The following is a 10,855-nucleotide window of genomic DNA, read 5'->3' on the forward strand; positions in this document are numbered from 1 at the left end:
CTGCGCCCCTTGTTGTACGGATGGGGCGGGCTGCCAAATTTATTGCCCGTTTATTCATAATATTCCAGAAGCTCAGTAAAAGGCCGTCTGAAAAACCGGTTTGAACAAACAGTTTTTCAGATTTTTTATTCTCTTCGTAAACATAGAAAATTGGCCTGCCTTCAATCAAATCCGATATTTTCTACTCTTCCGGCTGCGCTAAAATCATGTTTACGCATCATCATCATCGGATTTCAAAATATGCCGTTTACCCTTGCACACCCGATTGCCGTTTTGCCGTTTTCACGCTGCCGTTATTGCCATTTCCCCGCATTGGTCATCGGAAGCCTTTCACCTGATTTCGTCTATTTTCTGCATGGACATGCCGTATCCGGCGGACATGGTTTGGCCGATATGCTGTGGCCGAACCTGCCGTTGTGCTTCGCGGTTTATTGGCTTTATCTTGCCCTGTGGCGGGACACTTTGTCTGATTTTTTACCAAATTGCCTGAATGCCGCCCCTTATAGGCCGTCTGAAAATGTAGATTTTAATAAACTCAAATCGGCGGCCTTCATACCGAGTGCCTTATTCGGCATGGCTACCCATCTTTTCCTTGATGCGTTTACCCACCCCACCGGCTGGTTTGTGCAGCATTTCCCCGTACTGCAACAAACCGTATTGTTTCTGCCAATCTTTAAATGGCTGCAATACGGCGGCGGTGTAATAGGCCTAACCGCCTGCCTGTACTTTGTATTTCACACCGCCCGCCGCCGGCCATACCGCTCTCGTCAAACCATTGGACAAAAATACCGTTTTTGGATTCTTTGCGCCATACTGTCGTTCCTTGGCTTTTCCATCTGGCAAATCATTGCTCCCGCGCCGTTGGGTCATGCCGCCACACAAACAATCCGCCTGATTGATTGTGTGGTAATTTCATTTTCGATAGTATGTTTAAGGAATATATTTCGAAAGAAATACTACTAAAAATATTTTATTGCAATTATTATGATAGTGATTTTATTTAATTGCTATTATTCATAGTTTGTATATATTTTGTTGAAAATATTTAGATGGTGGTGTAGGGTGCAATTTTATTTTTGATAAATAGCAAGTGATGAATCTTAACTACATTGCCCATGTCCGAAAAGCAGATGGGCAACCTCAATCTTTGCAAACCCATCTAACGGAAACCGCCGAGATCGCCAAATTATTGGCAGCTAAGCTGGATTTAGATCAGGCGGGCGAATTACTCGGACTCATGCACGATTTTGGTAAATATTCCCGTAAATTCCAAAAATATCTCCACGATGAAACGGGTTTGTTTAATCCTGATTTAGATGATGAAGAAAGTACACCGAACGGTAGTAAAGTGGATCATTCCACCGCCGGTGCGCAATGGGTGTACCGTGAATTGAGAAAATTTGGCGCAGCACAGGATATCGGCGAATTGTTCGGACAAATGCTGGGTTTGTGCATTGCATCACATCACGGCGAAGGCTTGATTGACTGTTTGGATGGAGAAGGTAATCCGAAATGGATTGAGCGGTTTAATAAAACTGATGAACTGACGCATTTGACAGAATGCGAGCAAAATGCCGATGAAGCCGTTCAACAGAAAGCAAAAGAACTGGCCAGTGAAAACCTGATTCGCAGCCTGCTAAATGCAGTGAAACCGATTCTTTCTGACCAAGCCACCAATAACAAAATCAAAGAATTTTATCTTGGCTGTCTGACTCGTTTCCTGTTTAGCTGCCTGATTGATACTGACCATATCAACAGCTCGGATTTTGAACGGGAAGTGCAAAAAGAAGTCCGCCGCTTGACGGAAAAACCAGATTGGCAATCGGCGATTAATCAGTTGGAAACCAAATTAGCAGGTTTTGAAAACCGTTATCCTATCGATGAAATCCGCCGCAAAATTTCAGACGACTGCCTAAAAAGAGCGGCCGATTCTCAAGGTATTTATACGCTGACCGTGCCGACCGGTGGCGGCAAAACATTGGCCAGTCTGCGCTACGCTCTGCATCATGCGCAAAAGCACAATCTCGACCGCATCATCTACATCATTCCTTATACCTCCATCATTGATCAAAATGCGGAAGAAGTTCGTAAAATTTATTGTTTAGATTTGAAAGAAGATGAAAATGGTGAATTTCATTCATGTAGAAAATGTTCAGAATGTGAGAAGTGGGTGCTCGAACACCACTCCAATTTAGAACCCGAAAAGCAAAGCTGGCAGGACAAACTGCTATCCGAAAACTGGGACAAGCCCATTGTGTTTACCACCATGGTGCAGTTCTTGGATGCCTGGTTCGGCGGCGGTACGCGCGGCGCACGCCATATCCACCCAATGACCAATGCGATACTGATTTTTGACGAAATCCAAACCCTGCCCGTGAAATGTGTGCATTTGTTTTGCAATGTACTGAACTGGTTGACGACGTTTGGCAAAAGCACGGCGCTTTTGTGTACGGCGACACAGCCTCTGCTCGGCGAATCGGGTTTGCGGAATTTCCCTGAAGATAAAAGGGAAAGCATTGCTTTACGCGGTTTATTAAGGCTGTCAGAAGATGCTGAAATCATGGGTAAACATCAGTATTTGGACAAATTGTTTGCCGATTTATCGCGCGTAGAAATCCGATTCAACGAAAAAGCAGGCGGCTGGAATGTGGAAGAAGCAGGCACGTTCTTGCTGAAACAGTTTCAGACGACCCAAAGCTGCCTATTTATTGTCAATACCAAAAAATGGGCGCAAGAGCTTTATCAATATTGCCAAAGGCAGAACGTGCCGCCCGAGACCTTGTTTCATTTAAGTACCAACCAATGCGCGACGCACCGCAAAGCGATTTTTGACACTATCAAAGCTCGTCTGAAAAACAAACAGCCTGTTATCTGCATCAGCACCCAGTTGATTGAAGCAGGCGTGGATATTTCGATGGCTTGCGTGATTCGTGCCTTGGGCGGGCTGGATAGCATTGCCCAAGCGGCGGGACGTTGTAACCGGCACGGTGAGAAAAAAGGCAAAGGGCAGGTTTGGGTGTTGAATTTACAGGAACAGGATTTTACGCGGATATTGCCCGATATTCAGGCAGGCAAAACCCATGCCGAACGCGTGTTTCGCGATTTTGCCGGACAGGATATTTTGCAGCCTGCCGCGATGGAGCGTTATTTTGAATACTATTTTTACCAGCGTAGTGATGAAATGGCGTATTCCATCAAAAACAGCGCAACAGGCTCACTGTTGGATTGGTTGAGCGATAACGCGCTGAATCCTTATGGCGAAAAAAACAATAAAAGAAGCAAACCGTTGCCACTGTTGATGCAATCCTTCAAAAGTGCAGGGCGCGCTTTCCAAGCCATAGACGCGCCGACACACGCCGTGATTGTGCCGTATGGCGAAGGTGCGGAACTCATTGCCAAACTTTGCGGCGAATGGGATCCAAAAGAAATGTATGACGCAAAGAAAAAAGCCCAGCGTTACAGCGTGAACGTCTTCCCCAACGTTTGGGATAAATTACAAAAAGAAAACGCCCTGCATGAAACCATTGAAGGCTCGGGTATTTATTATCTGAATGAACGCTATTACAACGATGAATTCGGCTTGTCTTTAGATGAAACAAGCGAAATGACTTTTTACGATTTATAGGAGCAATATGGACAGCAAAATCAGTTTCCGCGTTTGGGGACGGCAGGCCTTGTTTACCGACCCTGTTACCAAAATTGGCGGCGAAAAATTCAGCTACCAAGTGCCGACATACGAAGCCATTAAAGGCATTGTCAAAAGCATTTATTGGAAACCCACGTTGATTTGGCATATCGACCGCATCCGCGTGATGAAACCCATCCGCACCCAAAGCAAGTCCACCAAACCGCTGGACTGGAACGGCGGCAATACTTTGGCAATTTACACCTTTTTGCAGGACGTGGAATACCAAGTGGAAGCCCATTTTGAATGGAATGAGCATTGGGAAGAATTGGCAGGCGACCGCAATTTCGGCAAACACATCGCCATTGCCAGAAGAATGTTGGAACGCGGCGGGCGGCAGGATATTTTTCTCGGCACGCGCGATTGCCAAGGCTATGTCGAGCCTTGCGAGTTTGGCGAAGGTGAAGGCTTTTACGATAGATACGGCAATTTGGATTTTGGCCTGATGTTCCACAGTTTTGGCTATCCCGAAGAAACCGGAAAGCCCGAATTGGTCAGCCGTTTTTGGATGGCAAATATGCAAAACGGCGTGATTGAATTCCCCAGTGTAAACGAAAGTGCAGGCTGCCTGAAAACCCGATTTATCCGCAAAATGCAGCCTGAAAAACCGTTCAAGCGCGGCGAAAACGTCAAGCCTGTGGAAGATGAAGCCAAGGAGCTAGGATTATGAGCTGGATGCAGAAACTTTATCGGACGTATGAAAGCATTTTGGAACAGTGGGTTACCGATGATGCCGAGCCGCTGACGCCGGTCGGGCATACCATCCAAAACGCGCATATCGTTATCGTGATTAACGGTCAGGGCAATTTTCAGACGGCATGCGTGATGCCGCCGAAAACGGCGATTTTGCTGCCTGCCACCGAGTCGTCTGAAAACCGCACCAGCGGCGAAGCCCCGCATCCGCTTGCTGACAAAATCCAATATGTCGCCAAAGATTACGCCGATTACGGTGGCGAAAAGAAAGCCTATTTTGAAGGCTACCTGAAACAACTCAAAGCATGGTGCGAATCGCCTTTTGCCCATCCTAAAGTGCAGGCTGTGTTGCACTATGTTGCCAAAGGACGGGTGGTTGCTGATTTGGTGGAAGCAGGCATATTTCCGCTTGATTCGGACGGCAAAGTGTTGAACAAATGGGAAACAGAAGGCGATGCGCCGCCGATTTTCTCCGTGCTGCCTAAAACCAAGGGCGAAATCGAATTCGGCTCGGCATTGGTGTGCTGGCAGGTGGAAATTGCAGGCGACGTACACAGCCAAACATGGACGGACAAAACTATACAGCGATCTTGGGCGGATTACGCCGCTTCGGAAAAAGCCGAAAAAGGTTTTTGCTTGGTGCAGGGCGAAGAAACTGTCATTTCCACCATGCATCCCGCCAAGCTGCGCCACACGGGCGATAAAGCCAAACTGATTTCTTCCAACGATACGGCGGGTTACACCTTTCGCGGGCGTTTTGCCACCGCCGAAGAAGCCGCCAGCGTATCGGCAGACGTATCCGCCAAGGCACACAGCGCGCTGCGTTGGCTGATTTCCCGCCAAGGCATCCGAAACGGCGACCAAGTTACCGTCGCCTGGGCAATCAGCGGCAAACCTATTCCGTCGCCGATGAAAGACATTTCCGCCGAACTGGATTGGGCGGATATGGACAACTGGGACATCAGTGCGGTTGAAAATCCCGATGAAATTGCCGCCCAAAGGCTATCTGAAAATACTGAACCGTCCCCCGATTGGTCTGTAAATATCGGGCGTGCTGCTGCACAAATCATCAAAAAGAAACTGCACGGCTATCAGGCAGAATTGAAAGACCATGAACAAATCTCCCTGATTATGCTTGATTCTGCCACACCGGGGCGCATGGCACTGACCTATTACCAAGAATTTCTGCCTGCCGACTATTTCGCCAATTTGGACGCGTGGATTGACGATTTTTCCTGGTATCAGCGTTACAGCATTGAAGTCCCAAACGGCAAGAAAACCGACAAGCGCACCCAATGGCGTTTCGTCCCGCCGTCGCCTTACAGTATTGCCGAAGCTGTGTACGGAAAATCCCTGTCCGATACGCTCAAAAAACAGCTTTATGCCCGCCTTCTGCCCGTTATCGCAGGCGGAACATCCGTGCCGATTCCCGAAGATTTGGTACAAAAGAGTTTTCAGGCAGCCTGCAATCCTAATGGCTGCGAAAATTGGGAATGGCAAAGAAACATTGGCGTCGCCTGTGCCCTATACAAAGGCTGGCGCGCTCGTCATCACGATTTATCACAACGGAGAACTTACCCTATGAGTTTGGATACCCAAAACCGCTCGCGCGACTACTTATATGGCAGGCTGCTTGCCGTCGCCGAAAACACTGAATCCTACGCCCTGTATTTGGCAGGCGAAAAACGAGCCACCACCGCTGAGCGCTATATGCAGCGTTTCGCCGAACACCCGTTTGCCACATGGCGCAATATTGAGCTGGCGTTGAAACCCTATCAAGAACGCCTTCGCAACAACGGTAAAGATACCGGTGCACAGGCAATCGGCGAGATTATGGAATTATTTGCCACCGATGATTTCACCTGCGACAACAAATTAAGCGGCGAATTTCTCTTGGGCTACCATTGCCAAAAAATGGAAATTGCCCGTCGCATTGCCGAGCTTTCTGCCAATAAATCCAAAACCCACGAATAACCTATTTAAAGGAAAACTAAAATGAGCTTAACCAAAAAAATCGACTTCGCCTTAATCCTGAAAGTAACCAATGCCAACCCTAACGGCGACCCCTTGAACGGCAACCGCCCGCGTGCCGATTTCCAAGGTTTTGGCGAAATGACTGATGTGTGCCTGAAACGCAAAATCCGCGACCGCCTGCAAGACAGTGGCGAGAGCATCTTCGTACAATCGGACGAAAAGAAAACCGACGGCATGACTAGCCTGGCCAACCGTGCCAAAGACAAAGATGTCGGCTTGGGTGCGGATGCCTTTAACGCTAAAAAAGCCAACAAAGACGACACCGCTAAAAAAGCCTGCGAAAAATGGCTAGATGTGCGCAGTTTCGGGCAGGTTTCGCATTCAGCAGCGACGGCAGCAGCGGCATATCCATCGCTGTACGCGGCCCCGTTACCATTCAATCCGCATTCAGCATTGAGCCGATTAACATCACCAGCACCCAGATCACCAAAAGCGTCAGTGGCGAAGGCGATGGCACGAAAAAAAGCTCCGACACCATGGGCATGAAACACCGCGTCGATAACGGCGTGTACGTTGCCTTCGGCGCGATGTCGCCGCAGCTTGCCGAGCGCACCGGCTTTTCAGACGACGATGCCGAAAAAATCAAAACCGTACTCACCAAACTCTTTGAAGGCGACGCATCATCCGCTCGCCCCGAAGGCAGCATGCAGGTACTGAAACTCATCTGGTGGGAACATAACAGCAAAGCTGGGCAATACTCTTCTGGCAAAGTGCATGGTAAGTTAAAAGAAATTATTGAAGAAAAAATAAAAAATAAATCCATTGATGGACTGATTGGGGACATAACCGAAGAAAAACTTACCGCTACGGGAAATGGAGCGTCATTGAAACCCGAAATCCTTGATGGTTTTTAACTCCTAAAAACGTTCAAAAAGATGACGGCACTTTTAACCGAAATCCAAAGGGAAAATCAGGACACGCGCCTGATTCCCCTTTCTGCCCTGCAACACTACGCCTTCTGTCCGCGCCAATGTGCGTTGATTCATAACGAGCAGGCGTGGGCGGAGAATCATTTGACCGCGCAGGGCAAGGCGCTGCATGAACGGGTGGATTCGGGTGAGCCGGAAACGCGCAAAGGCGTGCGCTTTGAGCGGACGGTGCATGTGTCGGCGGAGAAGCTGGGCATCAGCGGCGTGTTGGATTTGGTGGAAGTCGAAACAAAAACAGGTCGTCTGAAACCTGTGGAATACAAACGCGGCAAGCCCAAACCCAGCCCAATGGACGAAATCCAACTTTGCGCTCAAGGTTTGTGCCTGAAAGAAATGACGGGGCAAACCGTCAGCGAGGGCGCGCTGTGGTATATGCAAACCCGCCACCGCATCCCCGTCGTGTTTTCAGACGACCTGCGCGCCCAAACACTCGCCACCATCGCCGCCGTGCGCGAACTTCTAAACAGCGGCCAAACCCCGCCGCCCGACTACGGCAAACGCTGCAAAGCCTGCTCGCTAGTGGAGATTTGCCAGCCGGAGTTGTTGGGGAAACGGGATAGGAGTGTGGGGTATGTGGCGGGGGTGTTTGAAGAGTGAGAGATTATTTACAGTTTGAGGATATGAAGCTATGTTTGAAAATTTATTTATCCAATACAAAATATTGAAATCATACGTATTGGATAAAAAAATCCATATTGGAAGTAAAGGGACATGTAGATATTGTGGGAAGGTTGTTGGGAATACTAAATTTAGTAAAGTGGCTCATTCTTTACCAGAATTAATAGGGAATAAATTTTTATTTTCGATGGATGAATGCGATGAGTGTAATGAATATTTTGATAAAAACTTAGAGAATAACTTGGCTAATTTCTTAGGGGTTTCACGAACAATCTGTCAAGTTAGAGGGAAAAAAGGCATTCCTAAGTATAAATCAAAATCTGGAGAGAGGATTGAAGTAATTGGTAGAGATTTATTAATTATTGAGAATCATGATTCTTCTTTAATTAATGTAAATAAAGATACCGAAACTGTATCTATTCAAGCAGAATATAAAACATATGTACCAGTGCAAGTATATAAGTGTTTTGTAAAAATGGCTATATCAATTTTGCCTGAGAAAGAATTGTCGACATACAGACAGTGCATAAAATGGGTTAGATTTAATCAAAAACCACATAATTTTAATGACAAATTATTGAAAATGAACGTGTTTTTTATCCCGGGGAATATTGAAGAACCTATAATAATAGCTTTAAATAAAAGAATAGGGGATAAGAAAAAATATCCTAATTTAACATGCTTTATAAGATTTGATAATTATATATTTTATTTTGTAATTCCATCATTTAGTAAAGAGGATAAATATTTAGATGTTAATTCTTTAAATTTTATAGTGCCAAGCAACATTGACTTGACATCTGAAAAGCCTAATAAAGTTGAAAATATAGCTCATATGAAATATGAGGGAGGATGGAATGAACAAATTCCCTTAGACGAAATACCAAAGGAAATTCTTGATAGAATTCATGAACTTGGATTGAAATTTAAATAAGAGTAAATCGAAGGTCATCTGAAAAAATACTACCATTTTCAGATGACTGAAACATGTTAGCCTTCAAAAGTGCGGTCAAAACCCAAGGAGTCTTCCCATGCGCAAACTGCAAAACACGCTCTACATCACCACCCAAGGCAGCTATCTGCATAAGGAGCGGGAAACGCTGGTGGTGGAGCAGGAGCGTAAGAAGGTGGCGCAGTTGCCGGTGCATTCCATCGGACATATTTTCTGCTTTGGGAATGTGCTGGTTTCGCCATTTTTGCTGGGGTTTTGCGGTGAAAATAATGTGAATTTGGCGTTTTTTACCGAAAACGGACGTTTCTTGGGGCGGCTTCAAGGACGGCAGAGCGGTAATGTGCTGTTGCGTCGGGCGCAGTATCGGGTATCGGAGCAAAATCCCGTGCCGATTGCGCGCAATATCATCGCGGCGAAGATTCAGGCGGGTAAGCGGGTGCTTCAGCGGCAGATTCGCAATTACGGCGAGAATGCGGCGATTCAAAGTGCGGTCGATGCTTTGAATATTTCGCTGCGGCAGTTGAAGGGCGCGGACGGGCTGGACGTGGTGCGCGGCATTGAAGGCGATGCGGCGGCGCGTTATTTCGGCGTATTCGGGCTGCTTTTGAGCGAAAAAAGCGGCTTTTCTTTTGACGGGCGCAACCGCCGTCCGCCCAGAGATGGGGTGAATGCGCTGTTATCGTTTGTATACAGCATCTTGGGCAAGGACATCAGCGGCGCGCTGCAAGGCGTGGGGCTGGACCCGCAGGTGGGCTTTCTGCACGCCGACCGACCGGGTCGCGACAGTTTGGCGCAGGATATTTTGGAAGAATTCCGCGCGTGGTGGGCGGACAGGTTGGTGCTGTCGCTGATTAACCGAGGGCAAATCAAACCACAAGATTTCGTTACAGAGGTAAGCGGCGCGGTAAGCTTAAAAGCCGATGCGCGTAAGCTGTTGTTCCAAGCTTTGCAGGCGAAGAAGCAGGAGAAAATCGTTCATCCGTTTTTGGGCGAGGAAGTGGAAATCGGGCTGCTGCCGTATATTCAGGCAATGCTGTTGGCGCGCCATTTGCGCGGGGATTTGGCGGAATATCCGCCGTTTTTGATGAGATAGGTTTGCAGGTCGTCTGAAAACGGGTTGGATGTTTTCAGACGACCTCATAAAGCAGCCTGCACATGGGAATACAAAATGCTGATGCTGATTACTTACGATATTTCGCTGGAAGACGCCAAAGGACAGGCAAGGTTGCGGCGCGTGGCGAAATTGTGTCTGGATTACGGCGTGCGCGTGCAGTATTCGGTGTTCGAATGCGACATCGCGCCTGATCAGTGGGTTGTTTTAAAAGACAAACTTTTGAAAACCTACAACCCCGAAACCGACAGCCTGCGCTTTTACCATCTGGGCAGCAAATGGCGGCGCAAAGTGGAACACCACGGTGCAAAACCGGCAGTAGATGTGTTTAAGGATACGTTGATTGTGTGAATCGCCAACCTGCAGTTCTCATGAAAATGCTGCAGGGTTGGCGAATTGGGATTGTTCTTTAACAATCAGGATATTGCGAATGCGGGCGTAACGGAAAAGGCTGTGTTATACTCGCGTTCGCGCTTTTCTTGGGAGCTTAGCGAAATCGGGGCTGCGAAACCTGATAGAGCAAGGCTTTTGAGAGAAGCTCCAGCCGCCTTCAGGCGGCTGTGTGTTGAAACACATGAGGTTATACAGGAGGCCGTGTCCGTCCGCGCCCAGCCGCCTTCAGGCGGCTGTGTGTTGAAACGTCGCGGTTGAGGGCATGGAGTTGTTCGGCGGTTCCAGCCGCCTTCAGGCGGCTGTGTGTTGAAACACACCATCAGGAAAGCGAAATCCTCTGGCACACCCAGCCGCCTTCAGGCGGCTGTGTGTTGAAACAAATTTCCGTACTGCTCCATATCGGCGGTTTTGACCCAGCCGCCTTCAGGCGGCTGTGTGTT

Annotated in this window: 10 protein-coding genes and 1 CRISPR repeat array; all 10 genes read left to right on the forward strand. The window is 47.8% G+C overall.

Annotated features, from left to right (window positions below):
• Positions 1 to 240: 240 nt before the first annotated feature.
• The 10 genes from HMPREF3107_RS10275 (at position 241) to cas2 (ending at position 10,373) form a co-directional block, all read left to right on the forward strand.
• Positions 241 to 963 (forward strand): DUF4184 family protein, encoded by a 723-nt coding sequence (locus tag HMPREF3107_RS10275; protein ID WP_070455228.1) that lies wholly within the window; start codon positions 241 to 243, stop codon positions 961 to 963.
• Positions 964 to 1,093: 130 nt separating this feature from the next.
• Complete coding sequence (locus HMPREF3107_RS10280; RefSeq protein WP_070455229.1) at positions 1,094 to 3,625, forward strand: CRISPR-associated helicase/endonuclease Cas3; 2,532 nt, start codon at positions 1,094 to 1,096, stop codon at positions 3,623 to 3,625.
• Between the two features lie 7 nt (positions 3,626 to 3,632).
• Positions 3,633 to 4,355, forward strand: coding sequence for a type I-C CRISPR-associated protein Cas5c (gene cas5c / locus HMPREF3107_RS10285; RefSeq protein ID WP_070455230.1), 723 nt, complete (start codon positions 3,633 to 3,635; stop codon positions 4,353 to 4,355).
• Entirely contained in the window at positions 4,352 to 6,352 is a 2,001-nt protein-coding gene (gene cas8c, locus HMPREF3107_RS10290; protein WP_070455232.1) for a type I-C CRISPR-associated protein Cas8c/Csd1, read from the forward strand. The genes cas5c and cas8c overlap by 4 nt, the downstream gene beginning before the upstream one ends.
• 21 nt (positions 6,353 to 6,373) lie before the next feature.
• The gene (locus HMPREF3107_RS12730; protein ID WP_256364802.1) at positions 6,374 to 6,898 is read left to right on the forward strand and encodes a type I CRISPR-associated protein Cas7; all 525 of its coding nucleotides are present in this window, start codon (positions 6,374 to 6,376) and stop codon (positions 6,896 to 6,898) included.
• Entirely contained in the window at positions 6,820 to 7,266 is a 447-nt protein-coding gene (locus tag HMPREF3107_RS12735) for a type I CRISPR-associated protein Cas7 (protein ID WP_256364803.1), read from the forward strand. The genes HMPREF3107_RS12730 and HMPREF3107_RS12735 overlap by 79 nt, the downstream gene beginning before the upstream one ends.
• A gap of 21 nt (positions 7,267 to 7,287) precedes the next feature.
• The gene (gene cas4, locus HMPREF3107_RS10300) at positions 7,288 to 7,938 is read left to right on the forward strand and encodes a CRISPR-associated protein Cas4 (RefSeq protein ID WP_070455234.1); all 651 of its coding nucleotides are present in this window, start codon (positions 7,288 to 7,290) and stop codon (positions 7,936 to 7,938) included.
• Between the two features lie 31 nt (positions 7,939 to 7,969).
• Positions 7,970 to 8,893, forward strand: a complete 924-nt coding sequence (locus HMPREF3107_RS10305) for an HNH endonuclease (RefSeq protein WP_070455236.1) — start codon at positions 7,970 to 7,972, stop codon at positions 8,891 to 8,893.
• 97 nt (positions 8,894 to 8,990) lie between these two features.
• Positions 8,991 to 10,004: a type I-C CRISPR-associated endonuclease Cas1c gene (cas1c, locus tag HMPREF3107_RS10310; RefSeq protein ID WP_070455238.1), complete on the forward strand. Its 1,014-nt coding sequence runs from the start codon at positions 8,991 to 8,993 to the stop codon at positions 10,002 to 10,004.
• A gap of 75 nt (positions 10,005 to 10,079) precedes the next feature.
• Positions 10,080 to 10,373, forward strand: a complete 294-nt coding sequence (gene cas2 / locus HMPREF3107_RS10315) for a CRISPR-associated endonuclease Cas2 (RefSeq protein ID WP_070455240.1) — start codon at positions 10,080 to 10,082, stop codon at positions 10,371 to 10,373.
• Positions 10,374 to 10,562: 189 nt separating this feature from the next.
• Positions 10,563 to 10,854: a CRISPR direct-repeat array (repeat unit 26 nt; unit sequence CCAGCCGCCTTCAGGCGGCTGTGTGT).
• Position 10,855: the final 1 nt, after the last annotated feature.

Source organism: Neisseria sp. HMSC31F04 (genome assembly GCF_001807735.1).
Classification (GTDB): Bacteria; Pseudomonadota; Gammaproteobacteria; order Burkholderiales; family Neisseriaceae; genus Neisseria; species Neisseria elongata.